At 68.2% G+C, this 26,252-nt stretch carries 25 protein-coding genes; 21 read left to right on the top strand and 4 right to left on the bottom strand.

Features of this window, described 5'->3' with window-relative positions:
* Nucleotides 1–133 precede the first annotated feature (133 nt).
* The 14 genes from ACFWQC_RS17505 (at nucleotide 134) to mltG (ending at nucleotide 17,619) form a co-directional block, all read left to right on the top strand.
* A complete protein-coding gene (locus ACFWQC_RS17505; RefSeq protein WP_378680427.1) occupies nucleotides 134–1,147 on the top strand; it encodes an ABC transporter permease in 1,014 nt (337 codons plus the stop codon).
* 96 nt (nucleotides 1,148–1,243) lie between these two features.
* The gene (locus ACFWQC_RS17500; RefSeq protein ID WP_378680424.1) at nucleotides 1,244–2,950 is read left to right on the top strand and encodes an ABC transporter substrate-binding protein; all 1,707 of its coding nucleotides are present in this window, start codon (nucleotides 1,244–1,246) and stop codon (nucleotides 2,948–2,950) included.
* 162 nt (nucleotides 2,951–3,112) lie between these two features.
* On the top strand, nucleotides 3,113–4,129 hold the full coding sequence (locus ACFWQC_RS17495; RefSeq protein WP_378680422.1) for an ABC transporter permease: 1,017 nt from the start codon (nucleotides 3,113–3,115) through the stop codon (nucleotides 4,127–4,129).
* A 14-nt stretch (nucleotides 4,130–4,143) separates the two neighbouring features.
* Entirely contained in the window at nucleotides 4,144–5,229 is a 1,086-nt protein-coding gene (locus ACFWQC_RS17490) for an ABC transporter ATP-binding protein (RefSeq protein WP_378680419.1), read from the top strand.
* On the top strand, nucleotides 5,229–6,416 hold the full coding sequence (locus tag ACFWQC_RS17485; RefSeq protein WP_378680416.1) for an ABC transporter ATP-binding protein: 1,188 nt from the start codon (nucleotides 5,229–5,231) through the stop codon (nucleotides 6,414–6,416). The genes ACFWQC_RS17490 and ACFWQC_RS17485 overlap by 1 nt, the downstream gene beginning before the upstream one ends.
* A 231-nt stretch (nucleotides 6,417–6,647) precedes the next feature.
* Nucleotides 6,648–7,646 carry an ABC transporter permease gene (locus tag ACFWQC_RS17480; protein ID WP_378680413.1) on the top strand — a complete coding sequence of 333 codons (999 nt, stop codon included), beginning with the start codon at nucleotides 6,648–6,650 and terminating at the stop codon, nucleotides 7,644–7,646.
* A 47-nt stretch (nucleotides 7,647–7,693) separates the two neighbouring features.
* On the top strand, nucleotides 7,694–9,505 hold the full coding sequence (locus tag ACFWQC_RS17475) for an ABC transporter substrate-binding protein (RefSeq protein WP_378680410.1): 1,812 nt from the start codon (nucleotides 7,694–7,696) through the stop codon (nucleotides 9,503–9,505).
* Between the two features lie 126 nt (nucleotides 9,506–9,631).
* Complete coding sequence (locus ACFWQC_RS17470) at nucleotides 9,632–10,624, top strand: ABC transporter permease (RefSeq protein ID WP_378680407.1); 993 nt, start codon at nucleotides 9,632–9,634, stop codon at nucleotides 10,622–10,624.
* A gap of 72 nt (nucleotides 10,625–10,696) precedes the next feature.
* A complete protein-coding gene (locus tag ACFWQC_RS17465; RefSeq protein WP_378680601.1) occupies nucleotides 10,697–12,028 on the top strand; it encodes a replication-associated recombination protein A in 1,332 nt (443 codons plus the stop codon).
* Between the two features lie 12 nt (nucleotides 12,029–12,040).
* Nucleotides 12,041–12,589, top strand: a complete 549-nt coding sequence (locus ACFWQC_RS17460) for a hypothetical protein (protein ID WP_378680404.1) — start codon at nucleotides 12,041–12,043, stop codon at nucleotides 12,587–12,589.
* A complete protein-coding gene (locus ACFWQC_RS17455; protein ID WP_378680401.1) occupies nucleotides 12,586–12,993 on the top strand; it encodes a DUF6167 family protein in 408 nt (135 codons plus the stop codon). Before ACFWQC_RS17460 ends, ACFWQC_RS17455 begins: the two co-directional genes overlap by 4 nt.
* Before the next feature lie 8 nt (nucleotides 12,994–13,001).
* The gene (alaS, locus tag ACFWQC_RS17450; protein ID WP_378680598.1) at nucleotides 13,002–15,686 is read left to right on the top strand and encodes an alanine--tRNA ligase; all 2,685 of its coding nucleotides are present in this window, start codon (nucleotides 13,002–13,004) and stop codon (nucleotides 15,684–15,686) included.
* Nucleotides 15,686–16,156, top strand: a complete 471-nt coding sequence (gene ruvX, locus ACFWQC_RS17445) for a Holliday junction resolvase RuvX (protein WP_378680398.1) — start codon at nucleotides 15,686–15,688, stop codon at nucleotides 16,154–16,156. Before alaS ends, ruvX begins: the two co-directional genes overlap by 1 nt.
* A gap of 164 nt (nucleotides 16,157–16,320) precedes the next feature.
* A complete protein-coding gene (gene mltG, locus ACFWQC_RS17440; protein ID WP_378680395.1) occupies nucleotides 16,321–17,619 on the top strand; it encodes an endolytic transglycosylase MltG in 1,299 nt (432 codons plus the stop codon).
* A gap of 55 nt (nucleotides 17,620–17,674) precedes the next feature.
* Here mltG and ACFWQC_RS17435 read toward each other — a convergent pair whose 3' ends face one another.
* Nucleotides 17,675–18,061, bottom strand: a complete 387-nt coding sequence (locus tag ACFWQC_RS17435; protein ID WP_378680392.1) for a hypothetical protein — start codon at nucleotides 18,059–18,061, stop codon at nucleotides 17,675–17,677.
* 96 nt (nucleotides 18,062–18,157) lie between these two features.
* Between ACFWQC_RS17435 and ACFWQC_RS17430 the strand changes: the two genes are divergently transcribed.
* From ACFWQC_RS17430 to aroB, 5 genes are read left to right on the top strand one after another with little or no spacing between them, the layout of a single operon-like run.
* Entirely contained in the window at nucleotides 18,158–19,006 is an 849-nt protein-coding gene (locus tag ACFWQC_RS17430) for a shikimate dehydrogenase (protein ID WP_378680389.1), read from the top strand.
* A complete protein-coding gene (locus ACFWQC_RS17425; RefSeq protein WP_378680387.1) occupies nucleotides 19,003–19,680 on the top strand; it encodes a prepilin peptidase in 678 nt (225 codons plus the stop codon). Before ACFWQC_RS17430 ends, ACFWQC_RS17425 begins: the two co-directional genes overlap by 4 nt.
* Nucleotides 19,681–19,725: 45 nt before the next feature.
* Nucleotides 19,726–20,904 (top strand): chorismate synthase, encoded by a 1,179-nt coding sequence (aroC, locus tag ACFWQC_RS17420; RefSeq protein ID WP_378680384.1) that lies wholly within the window; start codon nucleotides 19,726–19,728, stop codon nucleotides 20,902–20,904.
* Nucleotides 20,904–21,419: a shikimate kinase gene (locus ACFWQC_RS17415; RefSeq protein WP_378680382.1), complete on the top strand. Its 516-nt coding sequence runs from the start codon at nucleotides 20,904–20,906 to the stop codon at nucleotides 21,417–21,419. The genes aroC and ACFWQC_RS17415 overlap by 1 nt, the downstream gene beginning before the upstream one ends.
* A gap of 2 nt (nucleotides 21,420–21,421) precedes the next feature.
* Nucleotides 21,422–22,540, top strand: coding sequence for a 3-dehydroquinate synthase (gene aroB / locus ACFWQC_RS17410; protein ID WP_378680379.1), 1,119 nt, complete (start codon nucleotides 21,422–21,424; stop codon nucleotides 22,538–22,540).
* Nucleotides 22,541–22,702: 162 nt separating this feature from the next.
* Here aroB and ACFWQC_RS17405 read toward each other — a convergent pair whose 3' ends face one another.
* The 3 genes from ACFWQC_RS17405 to ACFWQC_RS17395 form a co-directional block, all read right to left on the bottom strand.
* Nucleotides 22,703–23,020, bottom strand: coding sequence for an AraC family transcriptional regulator (locus ACFWQC_RS17405; RefSeq protein ID WP_378680595.1), 318 nt, complete (start codon nucleotides 23,018–23,020; stop codon nucleotides 22,703–22,705).
* Between the two features lie 204 nt (nucleotides 23,021–23,224).
* Nucleotides 23,225–24,382 (bottom strand): acyl-CoA dehydrogenase family protein, encoded by a 1,158-nt coding sequence (locus ACFWQC_RS17400; RefSeq protein WP_141804911.1) that lies wholly within the window; start codon nucleotides 24,380–24,382, stop codon nucleotides 23,225–23,227.
* Between the two features lie 35 nt (nucleotides 24,383–24,417).
* On the bottom strand, nucleotides 24,418–25,023 hold the full coding sequence (locus ACFWQC_RS17395; protein ID WP_378680375.1) for a TetR/AcrR family transcriptional regulator: 606 nt from the start codon (nucleotides 25,021–25,023) through the stop codon (nucleotides 24,418–24,420).
* 77 nt (nucleotides 25,024–25,100) lie between these two features.
* Here ACFWQC_RS17395 and ACFWQC_RS17390 point away from each other — a divergent pair, with 77 nt between their 5' ends.
* Complete coding sequence (locus tag ACFWQC_RS17390) at nucleotides 25,101–25,559, top strand: type II 3-dehydroquinate dehydratase (protein WP_378680372.1); 459 nt, start codon at nucleotides 25,101–25,103, stop codon at nucleotides 25,557–25,559.
* Nucleotides 25,560–25,685: 126 nt separating this feature from the next.
* Nucleotides 25,686–26,252, top strand: coding sequence for an elongation factor P (gene efp / locus ACFWQC_RS17385; RefSeq protein ID WP_378680369.1), 567 nt, complete (start codon nucleotides 25,686–25,688; stop codon nucleotides 26,250–26,252).

Below are 26,252 nucleotides of genomic sequence, written 5' to 3'. Positions count from 1 at the left end.
GTTGAAATCGGATCGTTACCGGTACGGGGCGCATCGGGGCAAAGTCATCACATAGAGTTCCCTCCGTCGACCTCGTGGGTCGGACGCTGCCGTGCGACGGCGGCACCCAGGATTACGACTAGACAGAGGAACCATGAGCGAATCGGCCACCGTGTTCGAAGGTGAAGAACTCTCGGGTGGATCGACACCTCCTGCTTCGCCCGAGGAGGCGAAGAAGATCGCCGGCAAGTCGCCGATGAAGCTGGCCTGGATGCGGCTTCGCAAGGACAAGCTGACGATGGTGTCGCTGACCGTTGTCGTCCTGGTGGTCCTGGCCGCTGTGCTGGCCCCCCTTCTCGTCAAGATGGGCGTGCTGGACCCGTTCAGCTACAACCAGGAGCTGCTCGACGCCAACACCATCCCCGAGGGCAGGTTCAGCGGCGCGAGCCTCTCACACCCGCTCGGGGTGGAGCCTGGGACAGGCCGCGACGCCCTGTCCCGGTTCTGGTACGGGATCACCTTCTCGCTGGCCATCGCTCTGACCGCGGCGATCCTCTCGGTCGTCATCGGAGCGATCATCGGAATCGTCGCCGGCTTCAGCGGTGGCTGGGTCGACGCGGGCCTGAGCCGCTTCACCGACCTGACCCTCTCCTTCCCCTCGACGCTGATGCTGTTGGCGCTCTCGGCCCTCGGCCTCGAGCTCGTACAGCAGCTGACCGGCCTACCCAACGGGCCACTGGCGCAGGGGATCTACTGCACGGTGGTGCTGGCCATCTTCGGCTGGACCAGCACGGCGCGCGTGGTCCGAGGGCAGGTGCTCTCGATCAAACAACGCGAGTTCGTCGAGGCCGCGATCGTGCTGGGCGCCTCCAAGCCGCGGATCTACTTCAAGGAGATCCTGCCGAACCTCTGGGCTCCACTGCTGGTCCTGGTCACCTTGATGATGCCGGCCTACATCTCGGCCGAGGCCGCCCTGAGCTATCTTCAGGTCAGCGTGAAGCCGCCGACGCCCACCCTCGGCAACGTCCTCGCGGACTCTTTGAAGTACGCGCAGGTGGACCCGTTCTACTTCTTCATGCCCGCGATCCTGATCGCGACCATCGTGATCTCGTTCAACCTTCTCGGGGACGGTTTGCGAGACGCCCTTGACCCCAAGGGTGACAGGTGAGCCTCGGGGCTCCGAACACACACCGGTGACCCGCCCGGGACACCGATACGGCGTCAGTTGTCAGAGGCTGACGGCGACCACACCAAGGAGAAACGAATGCTCAAGAAGCGAGCTAAGTACGTAGCGGTCAGTGCCGCCGGCGTGCTCGGTCTTTCGCTGGGCCTGGCTGCCTGTGGCGGCGGGGACGGCGGCGGTGACTCGAGCTCCAAGGGCCTGACCATCGTCACCGAGGACCCGTGGGACCACCTGGACCCGCAGCGGATCTACGTGGGCGAGACGATCTCCCACACCACGCGTCTGGTCTACCGCAAGCTGCTCTCGAACCCGGCGTCGACCGACCCCGAGGTCTCGCAGAAGCCGATCCCGGACCTGGCGACCGACGAGGGCACCTCGACCGAGGGCGCGAAGACCTGGTCGTTCACCATCAAGGACGGCGTGAAGTGGCAGGACGGCTCCGACATCACGTGTGAGGACTTCGCCTACGGCGCCTCGCGCAACTTCGCCGCCGACGAGCTCACCGGTGGCCCGGGCTTCTACCTGACCGCGAAGCTCGCGCTCAAGGGTGAGTACCCCGGCCCCTACACCGCGACCCCGGAGCAGCAGGCCGACTTCGACCAGGCCGTGACTTGCGATGGCAAGACCATCACCTACAAGTTCAAGTCGCCGTGGCCGGACTTCCCGCTGGCGATCTCGTCGCTGCACATGATGGACCCCTACAAGGAGTCCGAGGACAAGGGCGCCAAGAACGACGACGTCATCTTCTCCAACGGCCCGTACAAGGTCGACACCTGGAACGCCCAGAAGGGCGGCACCCTGGTGCGCAACGACGAGTACGACCCGGAGACCGACGACAAGTCGCTGCGTGAGGCGAAGCCGGAGACCATCACCGTGCAGTTCGGTGAGAAGGCCGCGACGACCTACGAGAAGCTGTTCTCCGACAGCCCCGACTCGCAGACGACCATCGTCAGCGGTTCGCGCGTCCCGCCGGAGTTCTTCCCGCGCCTCACCGAGGCCGGTGTCAAGGACCGCTACGTCCAGGTCCAGTCGCCCTACGTCGACTACCTGGTTCCGAACCAGAACCAGATGAAGGACCCGAAGGTTCGTAAGGCCCTGGCCCTCGCGACCAACGTCGAGTCGTGGATCGCCGCCGGCGGTGGCGAGAAGGCCTACACCCCGGCCGACTCCATCGTGAACCCGGCAGTTCCGGGCTACGTGGCCAACCCGGCCTACAAGGACCGCAACCTCAAGGGTGACCCGGCCGCGGCCAAGAAGCTCCTCACCGAGGCCGGCGCCGAGATGCCGTACCCGATCACCTTCACCTACCCGCAGAGCGACACCGCTGACAAGCAGGCCTCTGCGCTGGTCGAAGGCTGGGAGGCTGCGGGCTTCAAGGTCACGCTCGACCCGCTGGGTGACGTCTACTACTCCAACATCCAGAAGCCGTCCAACAAGGCTGACGTGATGTGGGGCGGTTGGGGTGCCGACTGGGGCTCCGCGATGACTGTCACCGCGGCGCTGTTCGACAGCCGTCAGATCGAGAAGAGCACCAACGGTCAGAACTACGGCAACTACAAGAACCCGGCCGTCGACAAGCTGTTCGACAACGCCGCCAACTCGGCGACCATCGAGGAGCAGAACAAGTTCCTCCAGGAGGCCGACGCGACCCTGGGCGAGGACGTCGCCTACATCCCGCTGGAGATCGCTACCTTCAACTGGGTCCACGGCTCCAAGGTGACGGACTTCATCACCACCGATGCCTCCTCGTCCTACCCGGACCTGGCGACCATCGACGTCGAGGACTGATCCTTCAGCTCCGCAACACCGTTCGGACGGCCCTGAGCCGATCCGAACATGGAGGCGGGGCTCGCCAGAGCCCCGCCTCTCCCATGTACCTGGACACGATTCCCCCCGGACGACACCCCAAGACGGTGCTCCGGCCGATCCCAATGAAGGTGAGACCCACCGATGGTCGCCTACATCATCCGGCGCGTGATCGTCGGCTTGCTCATGCTGGTGGCGATGAGCTTCATCGTCTTTGCACTGTTCCTGAAGAACCCGGTCGACCCGGCACAGTTCTCCTGCGGCAAGAACTGCCCGCCTGAGCGCATCGAGGAGACCCGTCAGGCCCTCGGCTACGACCAGCCGCTGTTGGTCCAGTGGGGAAGCTTCGCGAAGGGCGTCGTCGTCGGCCGCGAGTACCCCGCCGACGAGGCGATGCGCGAGGCCAACCCCGAGCTGGTCACCGAGTGCGCGGCGCCCTGCCTGGGCTACTCCCAGCAGCTGCAGATGACGGTCAACGACGAGATCGCGGAGGCAGCGCCGATCTCGATCTCGATCGCCATGGTCGCGGTCATCATCTGGGTCGTCTTCGGTGTGCTGTTCGGCGTGCTCGCAGCGGTCTTCAAGGGAACCCTCGTGGACCGCGGGGTCGTCGGAGCCACACTGTCCCTCTACGCCTTCCCGACCTTCTTCGTGGGTGCCTTGCTGATCAACTTCGTAGCCATCAAATGGGGGATCTTCCCCGCGCCGGGATACGTGCCGATAGCCGAGGGTGGCGTCGGGCAATGGCTGGTCCAGCTCATGCTCCCAGGGTTCACTCTCGCCGCGGTCTACATGGCGGGCTACGTACGCATGACCCGGGCGTTCGTGCTCGAGTCGATGAGCGAGGACTACATCCGCACCGCGAAGTCCAAGGGCGTCAAGAGCAACAAGGTGCTCTTCAAGCACGCGCTGCGCGCGGCGCTGACCCCGCTGGTGACGATGTTCGGTCTCGACTTCGCTGCCGTCCTCGGCGGCGCGATCATCACCGAGGACGTCTTCAACTACTACGGTCTCGGAAAGCTCGCGGTGACCGCGAACGAGACCTACGACCTTCCCACCATCGTGGGCCTGGTGTTGCTCCTCGGGGCTCTGGTGATCCTCGCCAACATCGTCGTCGACGTCCTGTACGCCTTCATCGACCCGCGCGTGCGCGTCGCCTGAGGAGGATCTGATCCATGACTGACCTTTCCACCACGGCCGAGACGAGGCCCGCCAACGACGGCGCGTTCCTCTCGGTGCGGGACCTGAAGGTCCACTTCTCCACCTCTGACGGCATCGTCAAGGCGACCGACGGCCTCTCCTTCGAGCTCGAGCGCGGCAAGACGCTCGGCATCGTGGGCGAGTCCGGCTCGGGCAAGTCGGTCTCCAGCTCGGCGATCATGGGGCTGCACCGCGGCACCAACGCCATCCTCAGCGGCGAGATCATGCTCGATGGGGTCGACCTGCTCAAGGTGAGCAACGAGGAGATGCGCAAGCGCCGCGGCCGCGACGTGGCGATGATCTTCCAGGACCCGCTCTCCGCGATGCACCCCTACTACTCGGTGGGCAACCAGATCATGGAGGCCTACCAGGTCCACAACAACGTGACCAAGCGGGAGGCGCGCAAGCGCGCCATCGAGATGCTCGACCGCGTCGGCATCCCGCAGCCCGACCGTCGTGTGGACGACTACCCGCACCAGTTCTCCGGCGGCATGCGTCAGCGCGCGATGATCGCGATGGGGCTGATCAACAACCCGAGCCTGCTCATCGCCGACGAGCCGACCACCGCTCTCGACGTGACCGTCCAGGCGCAGATCCTCGACCTGCTCCAGGACCTGCAGCGCGACTTCGACGCGGCGGTCATCATCATCACCCACGACCTCGGTGTCGTGGCGGAGATGGCCGATGACGTACTCGTGATGTACGCGGGCCGCGCGGTCGAGTACGGCCCGTGCAAGGAGATCCTCACCCACCCGCAGATGCCCTACACCTGGGGCCTGCTCTCCAGCGTGCCGGACCTGACCGCCTCGACCGAGGCGAAGCTGATCCCGATCCGGGGCAACCCGCCCTCGCTGCTGAACCCGCCGCCGGGATGCGCCTTCGAACCGCGCTGTGACCACGTGGCGAAGGTCGGCGGCGACCTGTGCCGGACGACCCTTCCCGACCTCACCCCGGCCAGCAGCGGTGGCAACCACACCAAGCGCTGCCACATCAAGAACGCCGACGAGGTCTACGAGGCAGAGATCCTGCCCGAGATCGCCCCTGACCTGGTGGAGGACTGATGAGCGACACCACGACTGCCACCGCGGCCTCGGTCGCGCCGGCGAGCACGGAGACCGTGCTCTCGGTCGAGAACCTGAAGATGCACTTCCCGGTCAAGGGCAGCGGCGTGATCCGGCGTACGGTCGGGCACGTCAAGGCCGTCGACGGGGTCTCCTTCGAGGTGGCCAAGGGCAGCGCCCTGGGTCTCGTCGGCGAGTCCGGTTGTGGCAAGTCCACCACCGGTCGGATGGTGACGCGGCTCTACCAGCCCACCGAAGGCAAGATCAACTTCGAGGGCACCGACATCGCCAACTACTCGGGTAGGAAGCTGCACCCGATGCGTCGGGAGATCCAGATGATCTTCCAGGACCCGTCGACCTCGCTCAACCCGCGGCACACGGTCGGCTCGATCATCGGCGCGCCGCTGCGGATCCACAACATGGTGCCCAAGGACAAGGTGCTCGGCCGCGTCCAGGAGCTGCTCGAGCTGGTCGGTCTCAACCCCGAGCACTACAACCGCTACCCGCACGAGTTCTCCGGCGGCCAGCGTCAGCGCATCGGCATCGCCCGGGCCATGACCCTGCAGCCGAAGCTGCTCGTCGCCGACGAGCCGGTCTCCGCGCTGGACGTGTCGATCCAGGCCCAGGTGATCAACCTTCTGCAAGACCTGCAGAAGGAGTTCGACATCTCCTACCTGTTCATCGCGCACGACCTCGCCATCGTTCGTCACTTCTGCCCCGAGGTCGCGGTGATGTACCTCGGCAAGATCGTGGAGATCGGTGACCGCGAGTCGATCTACGAGCACGCTCACCATCCCTACACCCAGGCGCTGCTCTCCGCGGTGCCCGACGTGAAGCAGGCCGCGATCGGCGGCCGTCGTGAGCGGATCCGGCTGGAGGGCGACGTACCTTCGCCGATCAACCCGCCCTCGGGCTGCCACTTCCGCACCCGCTGCGCCATCGCCAAGGACATCTGCTCCGTGGTCGAGCCGCCGCTGCTGCAGATCGGCAAGAAGCACAAGGTCGCCTGCCACTTCCCGGGCGAGATGCACCAGCACCCGGAGAAGCCGGTCACCGCGCCGCTCCTGGGCGTCGACGAGTTCGGGGCGCCGGACCCGGGCGCGAGCCCGGCCGAGGTCCCGGGTGACGGTCCGGGCTACGCCGACACCTGGTACGACCTGGCGAACAACTCGCGGGGTCGCGCCTGAGAATCTCCCGCGTCTCGGCGAGATTACGAAAGACGGTCCGCAGCCTTTGGCTGCGGACCGTCTTTGTTACATGTGTGTCACACGTCACGGTCGGTATCGAACCGTTATCTGTAGTCCCGCCCGAACCACTGCGACTTGGCATAACTTGATGCAGCGCGCTGGCTCGGGGCCGCGCGAAGTGGTCTGTTCTTGGGCGTACCGAGCCTTGGCATCGAACGGAGATCCGAGCGTATGACTGTGTCCGAAGTGTTGATCCAGGGTCCTGATCCCGAGATCGATCCGGAACCGAGGACGGGCGATGTCGCCGGCCGTTCGCCGATGCGCATCGCCATGGACCGACTCCTCTCGGACAAGGTCGCCATGATCTGTGCCGGGATCGTGCTGCTCTTCGTCCTGATCGCGGTCTTCGCGCCGTTGCTGTGCAAGCTGTTCGGCGTCGAGGTGCGTGCCGGTGACCCGGTCGCCGACACCGACTCGTTCAACTACCCCGTCATCGGCCCGCCCAACTACGGGTTCACCTGGGAGGCGCCGCTCGGCCTGGAGCCCAACTCCGGCAACGACCTGCTCGCGGAGTGGTTCTACGGCGCGCGTACGTCCCTGCTGGTCGCCACGATCGCCACGGTCGTCTCGACCGTCGTCGGTGTGGTGCTCGGCCTGATCGCGGGCTACAGCCGCGGCTGGGGTGACCGGGTGATCACGTTCGTGATCGACCTCTTCCTCACGCTGCCGTTCCTGTTGGTCGCGATCGCGATCTCGCCGATGCTCGTGGAGCGCTGGCGGGAGAACCCGACGATGCTCGACAACGCCTCGCTGATCGCACTCATCGTGATCCTCTCGATCTTCGGGTGGATGGGCCTGGCCCGGTTGATCCGCGGCGAGGTGATCTCGTTGCGTGAGCGCGAGTTCATCGAGGCCGCGCACGTCCTCGGGATGCCGACCCATCGGATCCTGTTCAAGGAGCTGCTCCCCAACCTGGTCGCTCCGATCGTCGTCTCGTTCTCGCTGAGCCTGCCGGCCACGATCGCCGCTGAGGCGACGCTGGCCTACCTGGGCGTCGGTGTCACCGGACGCCCGTCCTGGGGACAGACGATCCTGCGCGCCCAGAGCTGGTTCGACGAATACCCCTTGTACCTCTACGCGCCGATCGTCGGGATCGTGGTCCTGGTCTTCGCGCTCAACCTGCTCGGAGACGCCATCCGCGACGCCTTCGACCCCAAGTCTTTCCGGTGAGCACGTCGTCGGAGAGAGGCATCAACCATGGAAGGTGGACACCTACGATGCAATTGAAGAGAACAGTGATCGCCGCCAGTGCGATCGCTGCGCTGACGCTCACCGCTGCTTGTGGTGGCGGGGGCGGCGGTGGCGAGGACCCGGCCGGCGAGTTCAAGGCCGGCGGCGGCGCCGGTGCCGGCAAGGATGCCACGGCCGAGGGGCCGCTGGAGATCCCGTCGGACGCCAAGAAGGGCGGCACGATCACCGTGCTGTCCAACAACGCCCCCCACACCCTCGACCCGACCCGGACCTACTACACCGACTCCGGCGCGATCATGTCCGGCCTGGTCACTCGCTCGCTGACGCAGTACGTCTATGACGAGGAGAGCGGCGACTCCGTTCTCGTCCCTGACCTCGCCACCGACCTCGGTCAGGTCTCCGAGGACGGCCTGACCTGGACCTTCGAGCTGAAGGACGGGATCAAGTACGAGGACGGCACCGACGTCACCGCCGAGGACGTCGTCTACGGCATCAAGCGCTCCTTCGCCATCGACACCCTGACCGACGGCCCGACGTACCAGACGACGTTCTTCAAGGACGGCGACAAGTACAAGGGTCCGTTCGCGGACACCGACGCCGAGCTGCAGAAGCTCGCCGACTACGACGCCAGCGCGGGCTGGTACGGCGGTGAGGACTACGACGGCGTCGAGGCCGACGGCAACAAGGTGATCATCCACCTGGCACAGCCGTTCCCCGAGCTCGACTACTACGCCTCGTTCCCGGTCTTCTCGCCGATCCCGAAGGCGAAGGACAAGGACCCGCTGGCCTACGAGAGCCACCCGATGGCGACCGGGCCCTACAAGTTCGAGTCCTACAAGCCGGGCAACGCGCTCACGCTGGTCAAGAACGACCAGTGGGACCCTGACACCGACCCCGGCCGGTTCCAGGCCGCCGACGCGTTCGACTTCAAGTTCGCCCAGGACACCGCGAAGCTCGAGAACCAGATCCTCGGCGACAAGGGCGCGGCGCAGACGATGATGACGTACGACGACGTCACGCCTCCGACCTACAAGTCGATCAAGGAGAGCGCGCCGGACAACCTCGTCGAGGGCACCTCGCCGTGCACGTACATGTACCGTCCGGACCAGACCAAGATCACGGACAAGAAGGTGCGCGAGGCCATCAGCTGGGCCTACCCCTACCAGGCTGCCTGGAAGGCCTCCGGCGAGATCGTCGGCGTCACCATCCAGCCCGGCACCTCGCTCCTGCCCCCGGGCACCGCGGGTCGGGTCGAGTACCAGTACCCGGAGGGTCAGGACGGCCAGACCACCGACCCGGAGAAGGCCAAGGCGCTGCTGAAGGAGGCAGGGGCCGAGGGCTTCGAGCTGAAGTGGCACTACCAGCGTGACGACGAGCAGTCCGTGGCGAAGTCGGACCAGATGGTCAAGGGCTTCGAGGCGGCCGGCTTCAAGGCGACCCCGGTGGCCTCGACCGACGAGACCTACCGTGACGACGAGAGCAACCTCGACGCTCCGGTCAACCTCCGCTACGGCGGCTGGTGCTCCGACTGGCCCTCGGGCGGCTCGTGGTTCCCGGCGCAGTGGATCGGCTCGAACGCCAACAAGGCAGGCATGCCGAACCCGACCAACTTCAAGGAGGCCGACGCTGACGCGAAGCAGGCCGAGATCCTGAAGATGGACGCCGACGAGGTTCCCGCAGCCTGGGGCGAGTTCGACAAGTGGATGCAGGAGACCTACATGGTCGAGATCAACGCCGGCTACGACGCGAACGCCTTCATCAAGGGCTCGCAGGTCGGCGGGGTCGTCAACGACCCGGTCAAGGGCATGCCGAGCTTCTCCATCATGTACCTCAAGTGAGGTGATCCGGCCGGCGTGGGCGCACCCCACGCCGGCCGGACCCCGTCCGTCGGAAAGTGCACGGCGGACACCGCAAGTCTGGGCCAGCGCCCGTGGACACCTTCTAGGAAGCGAGACCTCCGTCCCATGATCGGTTTTGTCGTACGCCGGTTGATCTCGGCGATTCTCGTGCTGTTCGTGATCTCGGTGGCGGTCGTCGCGCTCTTCACCTATGGCCCGAGCGACCCGGCGGACGCGATGTGCCCCGAGCCCAAGTGCACCGCGGAGCGCCAGGACGCGATCCGGGAGGCGCTCAACCTGGATGCGCCGCTCCACGTTCAGTACACCGAGTACATGACCGGCATCTTCAAGGGCCGCGAGATCGCCTTCGGCTCCGAGTCGTACGACTGTGAGGCCCCGTGCTTCGGGGTCAGCTTCATCTACCGGGTCAACGTCTGGGACGACATCAAGGACCGGATCGGGCCGACGGTCTCGGTCGCGGTCGGCGCCGGCGTCACGATCCTGCTCATCGGCGTGCCGATCGGGATGTTCGCGGCCAGACGCCGGGGGACCTCGGCGGACAAGGCCGTCATCGGCGCGACGCTGGTGATCGAGTCGATCCCGTACTACCTGTTCGTCCTGCTCGCGTTCCTCTACCTCGCGGTCAGCGCCGGGATCTTCCCGCAGGAGGGCTATCACCCGCTGACCGACTCACCGCTGAAGTGGGCATGGGGCCTGATGCTGCCCTGGCTCGCGCTCGGCCTGGTGAACTCCTCCAAGTACGCCCGGTTCACCCGCGGGTCGATGATCGAGGCGTTCAACGAGGACTACGTCCGGACGGCGCGCGCCAAGGGCCTTCCGGAGCGCAGGATCGTCAACAGGCATGCGCTGCGTGCGGCCGTCGTGCCGATCGTGACGATCTTCGGCATCGACTTCGGAGCGCTGCTGACGGGCACCATCTTCACCGAGCTCATCTTCGGCATCCCCGGCCTCGGGCTGCGGGCGCTCAACGCGGTCAGCCAGAGCGACCTGCCGGTCATCGAGGCGACCACGCTGATCTCCGCCTTCATCATCGTGGTCACCAACCTCCTGGTCGACCTCTTCTACAGCGTGCTCGACCCACGCGTACGCCTCACCTGACCCCCCCCACCCCTGTCGGCTGAGTCTGTCGGTGCCGACTACTAGGGTTGGCGTGTGGACGGGTTGTTTGAGATGGGGGCTGCTGCGGGCGCCCCGCGCGGCGGGTCGCTGAGCCACAGCGACCATGCGGCCGCGCCGCTGGCGGTGCGGATGCGGCCGCGTACGCTCGAGGAGCTCGTGGGCCAGAGCTCGCTCAAGGCGTCCGGGTCGCCGCTGCACCAGGTGGTCGAGGGCGGGCAGTCGCTCTCGCTGCTGCTGTGGGGGCCGCCGGGGACCGGGAAGACGACCATCGCCTCGATCGTAAGCCGCTCCACCGACCGCCGCTTCGTCGAGGTCTCCGCGGTCTCGGCCGGGGTCAAGGAGGTCCGCGCGGCGATCGACGCGGCCCGCGCCGAGCTGGTCGCGACCGGCAAGGAGACGGTCCTCTTCGTCGACGAGGTCCACCGGTTCAGCAAGGCGCAGCAGGACGCGCTGCTGCCGGGCGTGGAGAACCGCTGGGTCACGCTGGTCGCCGCCACCACGGAGAACCCCTTCTTCTCGGTGATCTCGCCGCTGCTGTCGCGCTCGCTGCTGCTGCGGCTCGAGTCGCTCACCGACGACGACATCCGTGGCGTACTGCTGAAGGCGGTCGAGGACGAGCGTGGCCTCGGCGGCTCGGTGACGCTGACGGAGGAGGCGCTCGACCATCTCGTACGTCTCGCCGGCGGCGACGCGCGCCGGTCGCTGACGTATCTGGAGGCCGCTGCGGGAGCTGCCTCCGGTGGGAAGATCACCCTCGAGGCCGCCGAGCGGGCGGTCGACCAGGCGGCGGTGCGCTACGACCGGCAGGGCGACCAGCACTACGACGTGGTCAGCGCCTTCATCAAGTCGGTGCGCGGGTCGGACGCCGACGCGGCGCTGCACTACCTGGCGCGGATGATCGAGGCGGGGGAGGACCCCCGGTTCATCGCCCGCCGGCTGATGATCCTCGCCTCCGAGGACATCGGCCTGGCCGACTCGACGGCGCTGCAGACAGCGGTCGCCGCGGCCCAGACGGTGCAGCTGATCGGGATGCCCGAGGCTCAGCTCACCTTGGCGCACGCGACGATCGCGCTCGCCGTCGCGCCGAAGTCCAACGCGGTCACCAACGCCATCTTCGCCGCTCGCGCCGACGTCGCGGCCGGCAAGATCGGCAACGTCCCGCCCCACCTGCGCGACGCCCACTACGAGGGTGCGAAGAAGATCGGGCACGGGGAGGCGTACAAGTACGCCCACGACGAGCCGTTCGGCATCGCGACGCAGCAGTACGCACCCGACGCCGTCACCGACGCGGAGTACTACCAGCCGACCACCCACGGAGCCGAAGCCGGAGTGAAGGAACGGTGGGAGCGTGTCCGGAAAATCGTGCGCGGACAGGACGGCTAGGGTAGGCGCACCATGACGAACTCGAGCATGCCCGGGTGGGCGCTGGTGGCGACGCTGAGCGCGGTGGGGGTCCTGGTCCTCATCTCGCTGGTGGCCGTGCTGCTCGCGCTCCGGGCGCGCCGCGCCGCGCGGCGCCGGCTCGAGGAGGCCGAGGCCAGCGAGGCCGAGCTGCGCGAGCGGCTCGAGGCGCTGGAGAAGCGGCTGGCACCGCCCGAGCCGGTCGGGCGACGGCGGCGCCGGGACGCTGCTGAACGAGAGTATGTGATCACGTCCCTCGCGGAGGACGGCGAGCCTGCCGAGGTGGAGCAGGTGGTGCAGCGTACGTTGACCGCACCGGCCTTCGCGGACGCGGTGTTCCGGGAGACCGTGGTGCACGGCGCCGCGCTGGTCCACGGGGTGCGCCGGGCGCTCTCGCCCGAGGTGCGGTTCAAGATCCGCTACGAGATGCACCGCGAGGTCAAGCGGGCGCGCAAGGACCGGAAGAGCGAGATGCGCGAGGCGCTGCGCGAATACCGTGCGCGCCAGCGCGCCCAGGTGCGCGATGAGAAGGAGACAGCATGAGGGGCGCGATCTGGTTCGCGGTCGGTGCGGGTGCGGGCGTGTACGCGATGGTCAAGGGGCGGCGGGCCGCAGAGGCTTTCACCGCCGACGGCCTGCGCGACCGGGCCCAGGCGCTCGGCGTCGGCGCGCGGATCTTCCGCGACGAGCTGGCCACCGGCAAGGCGGAAAAGGAGCTCGAGCTGCGGGAGTGGATCGAGACGACCGGAGCGAGGTCGGGCGGCGAGCTTGCTCGTCCGCCCGCGCCGAGCGAGGGAGTGACCGCGCGCAGCGCGGAAGCGAAGACCGCCGGGCCGAAACAGATTGGCGCCGCAGGTGCCGAGCAGCACAGACTTGCCCAAGAGATCGGGCACAGAAACGGGCCGACCGAGGACCCGAGGCAGAACACGGAAGGTAGTACCCCCTGATGGAGTGGTTGAGCACGGCGGAGATCCGCCGCCGTTTCACGGCGCATTTCGCCGAGAACACCGAGATCGGCGAGCACACGGTGGTGCCGTCGGCATCGCTTCTGCTCGACGACCCCAACCTGCTCTTCGTCAACGCAGGCATGGTGCCCTTCAAGCCCTACTTCCTCGGCCAGGCCACGCCGCCCTACGACCGGGCGACCTCGGTGCAGAAGTGCATCCGTACGCCCGACATCGAGGAGGTCGGCAAGACCACCCGGCACGGCACCTTCTTCGAGATGTGCGGCAACTTCTCCTTCGGTGACTACTTCAAGGAGGGCGCGATCACGCTCGCCTGGGAGCTGGTCACCAAGTCGGTCGCCGACGGCGGCTTCGGCTTCGACGAGTCGGTCCTCTACCCCTCCGTGCTCAACGGGGACGAGGAGGCGGTCGCGCTCTGGAAGAAGATCTCCGGCCTGCCCGACGACCGCATCGTGCGACTACCCCCGAGCGAGAACTACTGGTCCATGGGCGTGCCCGGGCCGGGCGGTCCGTGCTCGGAGATCCTGATCGACCGCGGCCCCGAGTTCGGCGCCGACCGTGACTGGGACGCCGGCGACCGCTACCTGGAGTTCTGGAACCTGGTCTTCATGCAGGACAACGTCGTCGCGGCGCGGTCCAAGTACGACGTCGACATCGACGGCCCGCTCGCGCAGACCGGCATCGACACCGGCCTCGGCCTCGAACGTGTCGCCTACCTGATGCAGGGCAAGGCGAACATGTACGAGACCGACGTCGTCTTCCCGGTGATCGAGAAGGCGATGGAGCTGACCGGGAAGAAGTACGGCGCCACCTACGAGGACGACGTCCGCTTCCGAGTGGTCGCCGATCACGTGCGCTCCTCGCTGATGCTGATCAGCGACGGCGTGACCCCCGGCAACGAGGGCCGCGGCTACGTCCTGCGCCGGCTGATGCGCCGCGCGATCCGGAACATGCGCCTGCTGGGCTACGAGGACCCGGCGATGCCGGAGCTGCTGCCGATCTCCCGCGACAAGATGGGGGAGACCTACACCGACCTGCACACCGGCTGGGACCGCATCAAGCGGGTCGCCGACGCCGAGGAGGAGGCCTTCCGCAAGACCCTCGCGGCCGGCACCCAGATCTTCGACCTGGCCGCGACCGAGGTGAAGTCGAGCGGATCCACCAGGTTCACCGGTGCCAAGGCGTTCCAGCTCCACGACACGTACGGGTTCCCGATCGACCTGACCCTCGAGATGGCCGCCGAGGCGGGCCTCGAGGTCGACGAGCCGGGCTTCCGCGGCCTGATGACCGAGCAGCGTGAGCGGGCCAAGGCCGACGCGCGCGCCAAGAAGGGCCAGCACGCCGACGTGTCGGTCTACCGCGGCATCCTCGACAGCAACGGGCCGACCGACTGGCAGGCCTACACGACCCTCGACACCGAGTCGAAGGCGATCGCGCTCCTCAAGGAGGGCAAGCCGGTCGACGTGCTCGGCCCCGAGGAGATCGGCGAGATCGTCCTCGACCGCACCCCCTTCTACGCCGAGTCCGGTGGCCAGTCCGCCGACGCGGGCATCATCGAGTTCGACGGCGGTCGGCTCGAGGTCGTCGACGTGCAGCGGCCGGTCAAGGGCCTCGTGGTGCACCAGGTTCGCGTCGTCGACGGCGAGTTCCGCGGCCCAGACATGTCCACCGGGCTGGTGCACGCGCAGGTCGACCCCGAGTGGCGTCTCGGTGCCCGTCAGGCCCACTCCGGCACCCACGTGGTGCACGCGGCGCTGCGCGAGGTGCTCGGCCCGACCGCGCTGCAGTCGGGGTCGTACAACCGCCCCGGCTACCTGCGTCTCGACTACGGCTGGACCAAAGGCCTGACCCCCGAGCAGATGCACGAGATCGAGGAGGTCTCCAACCACGCGCTGCGGGCCGACCTGCCGGTCTCCTGGGACTACATGACCCTCCCGCAGGCCAAGGAGTGGGGCGCGATCGCGCTCTTCGGCGAGACCTACGACGACACCAAGGTGCGCGTCGTCGAGATCGGCGGCCCCTGGTCGCGTGAGCTGTGCGGCGGCACGCATGTGGACCACTCCGCCCAGATCGGCACCGTCGTGGTCACCTCGGAGGCCTCGGTCGGCTCCGGCAACCGGCGCATCGAGGCCTACACGGGCGTCGAGGGCTTCAACTACCTCGCCCGTGAGCGCGACGTGGTCTCCGAGCTCAACCTGCTGCTCAAGACGAAGTCCGACGACGTCGTCGGCAGGGTCTCGGACCTGATGGAGCGGCTCAAGGCCGCCGAGAAGGAGATCGCCCGGGCGCGTACGGCACAGCTGCTCGCCTCCGGCGGCTCGATCGCGGCCTCCGCTGTCGACGTCAACGGCGTCCAGCTCGTCGCCCAGCGGGTCCCGGGTGTGGGCGGCGGCGACGCGCGCACGCTCGCCCAGGACGTACGCGCCCGGCTCGGGGACGCGCCGGCGGCTGTCGTTCTCATCGGTGACGCAGACGACAAGGTCGCGGTCGTGGCCGCGGTCAACCCGGCCGGGATCGCCAAGGGCGTCAAGGCGGGTGACCTGATCAAGGAGCTCGCGCCGGTCGTGGGTGGTCGCGGCGGCGGCAAGCCGGACTTCGCCCAAGGCGGCGGCACCGACGTCTCCAAGATCGACACCGCGCTCGGAATGGTCGCGACGCTGGTCGCGCAAGCCTGATGCGGCACGGCGTACGCCTCGGTCTCGATCCTGGCGACGCCCGGATCGGCGTCGCCAGGAGTGACCCCGCGGGGTTCCTGGCGACGCCGCTCGAGACGGTCAAGAAGGGTCGCGGAGACCTCGCGCGTCTGCAGGCGATCGTCGCTGAGATCGCCGAGGAGTCGACGATGCTCGAGGTGGTCGTCGGGCTGCCCCGGTCCCTCAAGGGAGGGGAGAACCCGGCGACTGCTAAGGTCCGGAACTTCGCCGCGTCCTTGGCGCGGCGAGTGGCTCCGGTCCCGGTTCGCCTCGTCGACGAACGACTTACAACAGTTTCCGCGGAGGCTATGCTCCGAGACCGGGGGCGCAAGGGTCAGGACCGCCGAGCCGTGGTGGACATGGCCGCGGCGGTTGTGATCCTGCAACACGCATTGGACAGTGAGCGCGCTTCGGGGACCGCGCCTGGAGAGATCGTTGAGGTCGGTCATTGAGTGAGCGCTACTACCCCCCGGACCCGCGCGACCCGCGTCGCCCTGGCCAGGGGTCATATGGTCGCGATCCGCGCGGTGGCCACCCGCCACGGCAGCAGCCTCCGCAGGATCCCCGCGACCCACGCCGGATGCCGCCGCAGATGCCGGGTCAGGTTCCCGGTCAGATGCCTCCGCAGCAGGGCCAGCCGGGCCGGCGCCCGGGGCCTCGTCCGGTGCCCGGTGCCGGTACGCCCCCGCCGGGCTACGGCCGGCAGGAGCCGCCGCAGCGGCCGGGCGGCTACGACAGGCCGACCTACCAGCAGCAGCCGGCCTTCTTCGAAGGCGGTCCCTCCGATCACGATCCGTACTTCGACGAGGAGCCACCCAAGCGCAAACGACGCTTCGGCGGCTGCCTGGCCGTACTGGTGGCGATGGCGGTGGTCCTCGGTGGGTTCTACTTCGTGGGCGACCGGGCGATCGACTACGTCAAGGACATGGTCGCGCCTCCGGCCGACTACCCCGGACCTGGCACCGACCCCGTCTCCTTCGAGGTGCACGAGGGTGACTCGGTCTCGGCTGTCGGCCGCAACCTGAAGGAGATCGGCGTGGTGGAGTCGGTCGACGCCTTCATCGAGGCGGCCAACGCCGAGGGGTTGACCGTCCAGGTCGGCTTCTACCCGCTGAAGAAGCAGATGAAGGCCGCCGACGCCGTCGAGGTCCTCGCCAACCCGGAGAACATCGACACGGTCAACGTGACCATCACCGAGGGGTCGCGCGCCAAGGCGATCTACAAGGTGCTCGCCGAGAAGACCGGGAAGAAGCCGGCCGAGTTCAAGAAGGCAGCCCAGGACGCCGAGGCGATCGGGCTGCCCGACTACGCCGAGGGCAACGTCGAGGGCTACCTCTTCCCGGCGACCTACGCCTTCCCGCCCGACGCGACGCCGACCGAGATGCTGGCGATGATGGTCGACCGGTGGGAGCAGGCTCTCGGGGACAACGACATCGAGGCGCGTGCCAAACAGCTCAAGTGCGGTGGCGGCAAGGCATGCACGGCCGAGCAGATCATGACCATCGCCTCGCTCGTCGAAGCGGAGGGTCGTGGTGACGACATGCCCAAGGTCGCCCGGGTGATCTACAACCGACTCGACCCCAAGATCGACGACGGAGCCACGAACGGAACCCTTGGGATCGACGCATCGAACGCGTACGGGATCGGGAAGTCCGGCACCACCCAGCTGACCTCTGCCGAGTTGGCCAAGGACACTCCGTACGACACCCGTCGTCGTGCCGGCCTGCCGCCGACGCCGATCGGCTCGCCCGGTGACGCTGCGATCGAGGCGGCGCTCAACCCGGCCAAGGGCAACTGGCTGTTCTACATCACGGTGAACCTGAAGACCGGCGAGACCAAGTTCACCCGTGACTACGAGGAGTTCCAGGGCTGGACCGTCGAGTTGGACAAGTACTGCGCGAAGAACAAGTGTTGACGTAGAACGGCCGCCCGGCGACGCCGGGCGGCCGTGGGACCGGCGGGATCGAGTGTCAGCTGTAGAACTGGTACTTCGCGGAGTAGGTACAGGTCGGGTTGCTCACGGGTATGCAGTCCGCAACTTGTAGGTAATACGAGGCATCTTCCGGAATGCTGAGGTTGCCTGTGCACGTAGCAGAAGAACTTGCACCCGTGTCTCTAACCGAAGCAAAGGTGGAGCCGTCGGCGCGCTTGATGTATGCAACTGCGTAATGGGTCGACGAGGTATACAGCGTGCGAGCGCAGAGGTTGTCTGTCGCGTCGGTGTACGACGCTCTAGCGTTGCCGTGCTGGATGGACTTGTCGTTCAGGATGCCGATGTCGGCATGTGCGGCGGCTCCGCCCATGGTTACGATCAGGCCCGAGGCGGCAAGCGCCGCCCCAAATGCAAGAGTTCGCATGAACTATCCCTTTCGTGGTGGGCGTGAATCGTGACATCCCCAAGGGGGTACCCGGTCCCGTTTCTTGCCTCAGAAGATTGCAAGGAGAAAACCTGAGTGAAGTGCGCTGTCCTGGGTGACCCGATCGGGCACTCGCTCTCTCCGGCCCTCCACCAGGCGGCGTACGCCGAGCTGGAGATGTCCGACTGGTCCTACACCTCGACGCGGGTGCAGGCCGGAGGCCTGGCGAAGTACGTCGCCGACCTCGGTGGCGACTGGCCGCCGAGCCGGTGGCGGGGCCTGTCGGTGACGATGCCGCTCAAGCGCGAGGCGTACGACCTGGCGCGGTCGATCTCGCCGCGGGCGAGGCTGGTGGGGGCGGTCAACACATTGGTGCGCTCCTCGCACGGCTGGGTGGGGGACAACACCGACCTCCCAGGTGCGGTCGCGGCGATCCGGGAGCGGGCCGGTGACGGCTTCTCCTGCTCCCACGGTGTCGTCCTGGGTGCCGGTGCCACGGCCGCCTCGACCGGGCTCGCGCTCGCCGAGCTGGGTGCCTCACGGATCACGCTGCTGGCCCGCAACCCCGGCGCCGCCGGGGAGACGATCGAGATGATCTCGCGGCACCGGAGCAAGCCGGTCGTCTCGGTGCTGCCGCTGGACTCGGCCGTCGACGGTGTCGACGCGGTCGTCTCCACCGTCCCGGCGAAGGCGCAGACCCCTGAGCTCATCGACCGCTGGGCGTCGACGCCGGTCGTCTTCGACGTCGTCTACGACCCGTGGCCCTCCCGCCTGCTGTCCGTCGCACCTAGCGTGACGGTGAGCGGACTGGACCTGCTCGTGCACCAGGCGGTGCTGCAGTTCGAGCTCTTCACCGGCCGGACCGCGCCGCTCGCCGCGATGCGGGCAGCGGGGGAGAAGGCGCTGGCCAGCAGGGAGTCCAGCATGGAGCCGACGCCCGCATGAGTCCCGGGGCGGTCGTGCTGACGAGTGCGGCCGTCGCCGGACTGCTCGCTCTCGGTGTGCCGGCACTTCTCCGCCGGCTCCCCGAACCTGCCGACGACCCGCCCGCGGTCTCGTACGCCGCCCTCGCTGGCTGGGCACCGCTCCGACCGCTCGCTGTGGTCGCCTCAGCCGCGGTCACCGGGCTGCTCGCCTGGCAGGTCGACCCGTCGCGGCTGATGGTGGCGCTGACGCCTCTCACGCCGATCTGCGTGATGCTCGCCTACGTCGACTGGCGCGTCCAGCGGCTGCCGAAGGTGCCGATCCTGGGGGCGACCGCGGTCGGGCTCGGCCTGCTCGCCGCCGAGTGGCTCTGGACGCGGGAGACCGCGGTGGCCCTCGGCGCCCTGGCAGGGCTGGTGATCGCGCGCTCGGCCTTCTGGCTGCTGTGGCGGTTGGTGCCGCATGCGATGGGCTTCGGTGACGTACGGCTGGCGGCGCTCGTCGGTCTGGTCCTCGGCCGCCTCGGCTGGGAGCAGCTGGCCGTCGGGCTGTGGGCAGGGCTGGCGATCTTCGGTGTCTGGGGCGTCGGACGCGCCGTCGCGCAACGCTCGCGCACGGCGATGCGCGAGCCCCTGGCGTACGGGCCGTTCATGATTCTGGGCATGCTCGTCGGTGTGCTCGCCGTCTCGCTTTGAGGCCGGGTGCACGGGGTTGCGTCGCCGGGATGAAACACTGGCCCCATGTTGCGTTGGCTCACTGCGGGCGAGTCCCATGGTCCGTCTCTGACGGCCGTGATGGAGGGTCTGCCCGCCCACGTCCGGATCACCTCTGACGACATCGCTGATGCCCTGGCCCGGCGGCGGCTCGGCTATGGCCGCGGCGCCCGGATGAAGTTCGAGAAGGACCAGGTGCGGATCACCGGCGGCGTACGCCACGGGGAGAGCCAAGGCGGGCCGGTCGCGATCGAGGTCGGCAACACCGAGTGGCCCAAGTGGGAGACCGTGATGGCCTCCGACCCGGTCGACGCCGAGGTGCTCGAGAAGCAGGCCCGCAACGCCCCGCTGACCCGGCCGCGGCCCGGTCACGCCGACCTGGTCGGGATGCAGAAGTACGACTTCGACGACGCCCGCCCGATCCTGGAGCGGGCCTCGGCCCGCGAGACCGCGGCCCGTGTCGCGCTCGGCGCCGTCGCCTCGGCCTTCCTCGAGCAGGCGCTCGGTGTCCGGTTGGTGTCCCACGTCCTGGAAATCGGCGGAGTCCGTACGCCGAGCCACGAGGTCCCCGCGCCCGAGGACGTCTCCCGGCTCGATGAGGATCCGGTGCGAGTGCTCGACCCCGACGGCTCCAAGCAGATGGTCGCCCGGATCGACGAGGCCCACAAGGACGGCGACACCCTCGGCGGCGTCGTCGAGGTCGTCGTCCACGGGCTGCCCCCGGGCCTCGGCTCCCACGTGCACTGGGACCGGCGCCTCGACGCGCGCCTGGCCGGTGCGCTGATGGGCATCCAGGCGATCAAGGGAGTCGAGGTCGGCGACGGGTTCGAGCTCGCCGCGACCCCGGGCTCGAGGGCCCACGACGAGATCGTCCCCTCCGCCGACGGCATCCGCCGCGCCTCCGGGCGCTCCGGCGGCACCGAGGGCGGCATGTCGACCGGCGAGATCCTGCGCGTGCGCGCGGCGATGAAGCCGATCGCGACCGTGCCCCGCGCGCTGCGCACCGTCGACGTGGCCACCGGTGAGGAGGCCGTCGCCCACCACCAGCGCTCCGACGTCTGTGCGGTGCCCGCCGCCGGTGTCGTCGCCGAGGCGATGGTCGCGCTCGTGCTGGCCGAGGCGGCGCTGGAGAAGTTCGGTGGCGACTCGGTCGCCGAGACCGCGCGCAACGCCAAGTCCTACCTCGAGAATCTGAGGTACGTGTGATGCCGGCTGTCGTGCTCGTCGGCCCGATGGGCGCGGGCAAGTCGACCGTCGGTGCGCTGCTCGCCTCCCGTCTCGGAGTCACGCTGCGCGACACCGACGAGGACATCGCGGCGGCCGCCGGCAAGAGCGTGCAGGACATCTTCGTCGACGAGGGCGAGGCCCACTTCCGTGCGGTCGAGGCTGACGCCGTCGCCGCCGCGCTCGCCGAGCACGACGGGGTCGTCTCCCTCGGTGGCGGCTCCGTCCTGGCCGATCGAACCCAGATCCTGCTCAAGGAGCACACCGTCGTCTACCTGCGGGTCGGGGTCGCCGACGCGGTCAAGCGGGTCGGGCTCGGCTCGGGCCGTCCGATGCTGCTCGGCAACGTACGCGGCCGCATCAAGACGCTCCTGGAGGAGCGCGCACCGATCTATGAGTCGGTCGCGACGCTGGTCCTCGACACCGACGACCGCTCGGCCGACGACGTCGTCGCCGAGCTCGCCACCGCCCTCACCGCGCTGAACACCACGGAGTAGAAGTGACCGAACCTGTCAGCACCGTCATCAGGGTCGAGAGCGCCGCGGCGTACGACGTCGTCATCGGCTCCGGCCTCGCCGGCCGGCTCCAGGGACTCCTGGGCGAGAGCGTCGAGCGGGTGGCGTTCCTCTACGCCGCCGAGCTCGCCGAGTACGCCGAGCCGGTGCTCGAGGAGCTGCTGAAGCACTACGACGTGCTCGGCCTCGGGCTGCCCAGCGGCGAGGACCAGAAGACGGTCGCGGTCGCCAACGACTGCTGGGAGGCGCTGGGGGAGCGGGGCTTCACCCGCTCCGACGCCGTCGTCACCTTCGGTGGCGGCGCGACCACCGACCTCGGCGGGTTCGTCGCGGCCGGCTGGCTGCGCGGCGTACGTGTCGTGCACGTGCCCACAACCGTGCTCGCCATGGTGGACGCCGCGGTGGGTGGCAAGACCGGCGTCAACACCGGTGCCGGGAAGAACCTCGTCGGTGCGTTCCACGAGCCCGCCGGCGTGCTGTGCGACCTCGCCCTGCTCGCGACCCTGCCGGAGGCCGACCTGATCGCCGGGCTCGGCGAGGTCGTCAAGTGTGGCTTCATCGCCGATCCCGAGATCCTGCGCCTGGTCGAGGAGACGGACAAGATCACCGCCGACTCGCCGGTCCTGGCCGGGCTGGTCGAGCGTGCGATCCGGGTCAAGGCCGAGGTGGTGGCCGCCGACCTGAAGGAGACCGGCGGCGCCGACGGTCACCCCGGCCGCGAGACGCTCAACTACGGCCACACACTCGCGCACGCGCTCGAGAAGCACTCCGGCTTCTCGATCCGCCACGGTGACGCGGTCGCCGTCGGGTGCGTGTACGCCGCCGAGCTCGCCCGCCTCGCCGGCGTCCTCTCCGACGACGTCGCCGCCCGGCACGCGCCGGCCTTCGCGAAGGTCGGCCTCCCGACCACGGTCAAGGAGCTGGGCGTCGAGGCCGGCTTCGACGCCAGCTTCGATGACCTCATCGGCGCCATGCGCGTCGACAAGAAGGCCCGCGGCTCCGTGCTCCGCTTCCTCGTCCTCCACGACCTCGCCGACCCGCACATCCTCACCGGGCCGACCGAGGAGCAGCTCCGCCAGGCGTACGAGGTCGTCGCCGGCTGACCATGATCCCTAACCGCGATCCCTAACCACGATCCCTGGGACGGCGTCGGTTGGAGGCGGAAGGAAAATTCCTTCCGGGCCGGTGCCCGGTGCGCGGCTCGGTCCTGCTCAGCTGGTCGTGAGTTCAGCCTGGTCGTGAGCATCAGCAGGGAGGCCGTTCACTCACGGAAAGAAAATTCCTTCCGCGAGTGAACGACTCACTCCCCGGACCAGCGGGCGATGTCCTCGTCGGTTACCTCGACCGGCCCCTCGACGCGCTGGGTGACGCGGATGTGGTTGCCGAACGGGTCGCGGAGTGCGCAGTCGATGCCGTAGGGCTGCTTGTTGGGCCATCGACCGCTCGATCCGCCGCCGCTGCAGGTAGCGGTGCGGCGTCTCCCCGAAGGCCATCTTGAACCGGCGGCTGAAGTGCGCAGGTGACACATGGGCGACACGCGCGATCGCCGCGACGTCGAGCGGCTCGGCGTAGTGCCGGTCCATCACGTCACGCGCCCGCAGCAAGCGGCGATTCTCGTCCTCGCGCGGCGTCATGTGCCCGAACCTATGCCCGCTGGTCGAGCCGCGAGGCCGCCTGCGGCCGAGCGTGTCGAGACCAACACAGTCCTATCGAGCGCGACATCTGACCGTGTTGGTCTCGACACGCCCTCGCCTAGCGGCTCAGGCGGCTCGACCAGCGGGGAGCCGTCACAGACCCATGTCCTTGGCGATGATCAGCTTCATGACCTCGGAGGTGCCGCCGTAGATGCGGTTCACGCGGTTGTCGGCGTAGAGGCGGGCGATGGGGTACTCGTTCATGTAGCCGTAGCCGCCGTGGAGCTGGAGGCAGCGGTCGATGACGCGGTGGGCGACCTCGGTGCAGAAGAGCTTGGCCGAGGCGGCCTCGGCGGCGGTCAGCGTGCCGAGATCCTCGGCCTCGATGGCGCGGTCGACCACGGCCTCGGCGGCGTCGACCTCGGCCTTGCAGGCGGCAAGCTCGAACTTGGTGTTCTGGAACGAGGCGACGGTGGTGCCGAAGACCTTGCGCTCGGCGACGTACTTCTTGGCGAACTCGACGGCGGCCGCGGCCTGGGCGTAGGCGCCGACGGCGATGCCCAGACGCTCGACGGGGAGGTTCTGGCCCAGGTAGGAGAAGCCCTTGCCGACCTCGCCGAGTACGTCCTCGACCGGGACCTGCACGTCGGTGAAGGAGAGCTCGGCGGTGTCGGAGACCTTGAGCCCGAGCTTGTCGAGCTTGCGGCCGACCTCGTAGCCCGGGAGCGAGGTGTCGACAGCGAGCAGGGTGATCCCGCCACGCCGATCGTCGGCGGAGGCCGGCGCGGTGCGGGCGCAGACGATCACCCGGTCGGCATTGACACCGCCGGTGATGAAGGTCTTGGCGCCGTTGAGGACGTAGTGCTTGCCGTCCTCGGTGAGCTTGGCGTTGGTGGTCATGCCGGCGAGGTCGGAGCCGGTGCCGGGCTCGGTCATCGCGATCGCCCACATCTCCTCACCGGCGACGAAGCCGGGCATCCAGCGCTCCATCTGCTCCTTGGTGCCGAGCTTGAGGAGGTAGGGCAGGCAGAGCCCCACGTGCGTGCTAGAGCCGCCGAAGGAGACGCCGGCGCGGGCGAGCTCCTCGGTGATGACGGCGGAGTACTTGAACGACTCGATCCCGGCGCCGCCGTACTCCTCGGGCACCTGGATGCCCCACACGCCGAGCTCGCCGAGCTTGAGGTAGAAGTCGTGGGGGACGATCCCGGCCTCGTACCACTCGTCGTAGACGGGGGTGACCTCCTTCTCGATGAACGAGCGGATGGTCTCGCGGAAGGACTGGTGGTCCTCGGTGTAGATGGTGCGGCGCATGGCGGTGTTGTCTCCTCGGTGCTTCCTTGTAGGGGTCAGGGGCGGGCGCCGACGGCGCGGAGCGCCAGGTCGGCATAGAAGTCGGCCAGGGCCTCAGGGGTCCAGGAGCCGTCGTCGCGATACCACCGGGCCAGGTCGATGCCGAGCGAGAGCAGGGCGGTGGCGGCCTTGGCGGGGTCGGGTGTGTCGAAGTCGCCGCTGCGTACGCCCTCCTCGACGACCTCACGCATGACGGTGTCGATGGCGCGGCGCAGCCCCGCGATCTCGCGGAAGTGCTCCTCGGTCAGCGCGGCGAGCTCGTAGTTGATGACCCGGGCCGTCGTGTGGGAGCGCGCGTGGAAGAGGACATAGGTGCGTACGGCGGCGGCGACCCGCTCGGCAGGCGTGGCGTCGGCGCGGGTCGCGTCGGTGACCGCCTCGAGGATCACCTCGTGGCCACGCACCGCGATCGCGTGCAGGAGCTCCTCCTTGGAGCGGTGGTGGACGTAGACCGCCGCCGGGCTCAGTCCGGCCGCCGTGGCGATGTCGCGGGTGCTGGTGCCGTGGAACCCCTTGGCGGAGAATGCCTGGACCGCCGCGTCGAGCAGACGGGCACGGCTACGGTCGCCGCGTGCCTGGGTGCTGGTGCGTACCTCGCTCATACGATCAGTCTGACACAGAGGTAAGTGAGCGCTTAGATTCGGCTCGAGCCAGCTGCCGATGAGGGGGCCGTGCGAAGATGCGGGGCGTGAGCAATGCGTTGAAGAAAGTCCTGGTCCTCAACGGCCCCAACCTCGGACGTCTCGGGAAGCGTCAGCCCGAGATCTACGGGCACACCACCCACGACGAGCTCGCCGCGATGTGCGTCGGCTGGGGCCACGCGCTCGGCTTCGCCGTGGACGTACGTCAGACCAACCACGAGGGCGACATGGTCGACTGGCTCAACGCCGCGGCCGACAAGGAGATCCCGGTCGTGCTCAACGCCGCCGCCTGGACCCACTACTCCTACGCCATCTACGACGCCTGCGCGCAGCTGACCGCTCCGCTGGTCGAGGTGCACATCTCCGAGCCTCTCGAGCGGCCCGAGGTCTTTCGGCACACCAGTGTCATCACCCCGCACGCGACCGCGGTGGTGGCGGGCAAGGGCATCGACGGCTACCGCGAGGCCCTCGAGGTCGTTGCTGGGAAACTCGGGTAGGCATGACGGATTGGGTCGGCGTACGTCTCGTTGACTAGGATTCTCTGTGGCCCTGGTGGCCCCCGAACATTGACAACGGTGCCTGCGATGCCGCAGGACGACAGAGACGAAGGCTGACGGACGGTTATGGCGACGACGAACGACCTCAAGAACGGCATGGTGCTGAAGATCGAGGGCCAGCTCTGGCAGGTGGTCGAGTTCCAGCACGTGAAGCCCGGCAAGGGTCCGGCCTTCGTCCGCACCAAGCTGAAGAACGTCGAGTCGGGCAAGAACGTCGACAAGACCTTCAACGCCGGCACCAAGGTCGAGACGGCCACGGTCGACCGCCGCTCGTTCCAGTACCTCTACAACGACGGCACCAACTTCGTCTTCATGGACGTCGCGGACTTCGACCAGGTCGAGGTCGACCCGGAGATCATCGGCGACGGCGCCGGGTTCCTCCTGGAGAACCAGGAGGTCATCCTGGCCACCAACGAGGGTCGCGTGCTCTTCGTCGAGCTCCCGCCGTCGGTCGAGCTCGTCATCTCCTACACCGAGCCCGGTGTCATGGGTGACTCGGCCACCGGCCGCACCAAGCCCGCCACCCTGGAGACCGGCGCCGAGATCCAGGTGCCGCTCTTCATCGAGCAGGGCGAGAAGATCAAGGTCGACACCCGCGAGGGCGGTTCCTACCTCTCCCGCGTCAAGGGCTGA

Origin of the sequence: Nocardioides sp. NPDC058538, assembly GCF_042719275.1 — a bacterium.
Lineage (GTDB): Bacteria > Actinomycetota > Actinomycetes > Propionibacteriales > Nocardioidaceae > Nocardioides.
Note: the sequence above shows the minus strand (reverse complement) of the source record. Positions and strands in the feature narration are given on the sequence as shown.

What these genes read in the sequence shown, in the direction of transcription:
- ACFWQC_RS17390 (WP_378680372.1), top strand. Translation starts at nt 25,101, where the DNA reads ATGCGGGGCGTGAGCAATGCGTTGAAGAAAGTCCTGGTCCTCAACGGC.
- aroC (WP_378680384.1), top strand. Translation starts at nt 19,726, where the DNA reads ATGTTGCGTTGGCTCACTGCGGGCGAGTCCCATGGTCCGTCTCTGACG.
- ACFWQC_RS17400 (WP_141804911.1), bottom strand. Translation starts at nt 24,382, where the DNA reads ATGCGCCGCACCATCTACACCGAGGACCACCAGTCCTTCCGCGAGACC.
- ACFWQC_RS17500 (WP_378680424.1), top strand. Translation starts at nt 1,244, where the DNA reads ATGCTCAAGAAGCGAGCTAAGTACGTAGCGGTCAGTGCCGCCGGCGTG.
- ACFWQC_RS17470 (WP_378680407.1), top strand. Translation starts at nt 9,632, where the DNA reads ATGATCGGTTTTGTCGTACGCCGGTTGATCTCGGCGATTCTCGTGCTG.
- mltG (WP_378680395.1), top strand. Translation starts at nt 16,321, where the DNA reads ATGCCTCCGCAGCAGGGCCAGCCGGGCCGGCGCCCGGGGCCTCGTCCG.
- ACFWQC_RS17405 (WP_378680595.1), bottom strand. Translation starts at nt 23,020, where the DNA reads ATGGACCGGCACTACGCCGAGCCGCTCGACGTCGCGGCGATCGCGCGT.
- efp (WP_378680369.1), top strand. Translation starts at nt 25,686, where the DNA reads ATGGCGACGACGAACGACCTCAAGAACGGCATGGTGCTGAAGATCGAG.
- ACFWQC_RS17495 (WP_378680422.1), top strand. Translation starts at nt 3,113, where the DNA reads ATGGTCGCCTACATCATCCGGCGCGTGATCGTCGGCTTGCTCATGCTG.
- ACFWQC_RS17425 (WP_378680387.1), top strand. Translation starts at nt 19,003, where the DNA reads ATGAGTCCCGGGGCGGTCGTGCTGACGAGTGCGGCCGTCGCCGGACTG.
- ACFWQC_RS17480 (WP_378680413.1), top strand. Translation starts at nt 6,648, where the DNA reads ATGACTGTGTCCGAAGTGTTGATCCAGGGTCCTGATCCCGAGATCGAT.
- ACFWQC_RS17395 (WP_378680375.1), bottom strand. Translation starts at nt 25,023, where the DNA reads ATGAGCGAGGTACGCACCAGCACCCAGGCACGCGGCGACCGTAGCCGT.
- ACFWQC_RS17505 (WP_378680427.1), top strand. Translation starts at nt 134, where the DNA reads ATGAGCGAATCGGCCACCGTGTTCGAAGGTGAAGAACTCTCGGGTGGA.
- ACFWQC_RS17435 (WP_378680392.1), bottom strand. Translation starts at nt 18,061, where the DNA reads ATGCGAACTCTTGCATTTGGGGCGGCGCTTGCCGCCTCGGGCCTGATC.
- ACFWQC_RS17460 (WP_378680404.1), top strand. Translation starts at nt 12,041, where the DNA reads ATGACGAACTCGAGCATGCCCGGGTGGGCGCTGGTGGCGACGCTGAGC.
- ruvX (WP_378680398.1), top strand. Translation starts at nt 15,686, where the DNA reads ATGCGGCACGGCGTACGCCTCGGTCTCGATCCTGGCGACGCCCGGATC.
- ACFWQC_RS17490 (WP_378680419.1), top strand. Translation starts at nt 4,144, where the DNA reads ATGACTGACCTTTCCACCACGGCCGAGACGAGGCCCGCCAACGACGGC.
- ACFWQC_RS17415 (WP_378680382.1), top strand. Translation starts at nt 20,904, where the DNA reads ATGCCGGCTGTCGTGCTCGTCGGCCCGATGGGCGCGGGCAAGTCGACC.
- ACFWQC_RS17485 (WP_378680416.1), top strand. Translation starts at nt 5,229, where the DNA reads ATGAGCGACACCACGACTGCCACCGCGGCCTCGGTCGCGCCGGCGAGC.
- ACFWQC_RS17455 (WP_378680401.1), top strand. Translation starts at nt 12,586, where the DNA reads ATGAGGGGCGCGATCTGGTTCGCGGTCGGTGCGGGTGCGGGCGTGTAC.
- ACFWQC_RS17465 (WP_378680601.1), top strand. Translation starts at nt 10,697, where the DNA reads ATGGGGGCTGCTGCGGGCGCCCCGCGCGGCGGGTCGCTGAGCCACAGC.
- ACFWQC_RS17475 (WP_378680410.1), top strand. Translation starts at nt 7,694, where the DNA reads ATGCAATTGAAGAGAACAGTGATCGCCGCCAGTGCGATCGCTGCGCTG.